Below are 883 nucleotides of genomic sequence, written 5' to 3' on the forward strand. Positions count from 1 at the left end.
CTGCAGGAGAGGGCAGAGGAGTGGCTCAGGAGTCGCGTGGGCGCGGAGAGGTGTATAAGAGGCAGGTCGGATCGGCCGAGGAAGGGGTCGCCTCCGCCGGTCCGCCGGTCGTGCAGGCGGCGGCCGCGGCCGCGCCCGTCGCGCTCAGGACCGTTCTTCTGCTGGGACGCATGTGCTCTCCCGGGGTAGGGGATGCCGTCACCCACACAACTCCACTTCCCGCGCGCAGGGAAGACGGCCGAGATCGCGTCAACTCTTCGTGTAGGTCAGCTTCTCCCCGTTGCTGGTGTTCACGCGTTCCAGGGTGCCGTTCGACAGGAGGGTGATCTCGCTGGCCGCGCCCGGTGAGCAGGAGGAGGCGGGTTCGCCGACCGTCACCGTGGACGGGCCGATCTCCAAGGGACCGTTGTCGGTGGGCGCTTCGGTCAGGTCCGCCTCGAACACACAGTGGTAGTCGGGGCCGTCGGCGACGAGCGAGAGCACGGTGTCTCCCACCTCGCCCTCCTGGATGGTGAGTTGACGGGTGTGCGAGCCCTCGGAGTTGTCGATGGTGCTGGTCCAGGTGCCGAGATAGCCGGCCGGGACGCTGCCGTCCGCCGGAGCCGAGGTGGTCGGCGTCGGCGAGGGCTCCGGGGTGGTGGGACCCGGCGTCGTGGGCGCGCTCGCGGTGGGGGTGGGAGTGGGACCGGCCTTGTCGTCGTCACCGCCGTCGCCGCTCATCAGCGCGTAGACCGAGCCGCCCGCGCCGAGCGCGACGACACATCCCCTACGGGTCCGGCGCACCTGCCCCAGCCGTGCACGCCCCCCGACACACACCGCGCCCCCTGCCCCGTCCCCCCGCCCCGCTCCACGGCGCCCCCACCCGCCCGGCCGACCCCCCTCG

General features: G+C 72.4%; 1 protein-coding gene and 1 pseudogene. Both read right to left on the reverse strand.

Annotated features, from left to right (window positions below; all coding sequences use genetic code 11):
* On the reverse strand, positions 1-206 hold a 206-nt coding region (locus HLK59_RS50240), incomplete at its 3' end, for a hypothetical protein (protein WP_206328537.1).
* Positions 207-249: 43 nt separating this feature from the next.
* Positions 250-883 (reverse strand): annotated as a pseudogene (locus HLK59_RS50245) (serine/threonine protein kinase); the annotation flags it as partial.

The organism is Streptomyces sp. S3(2020) (assembly GCF_013044505.1).
Lineage (GTDB): Bacteria > Actinomycetota > Actinomycetes > Streptomycetales > Streptomycetaceae > Streptomyces.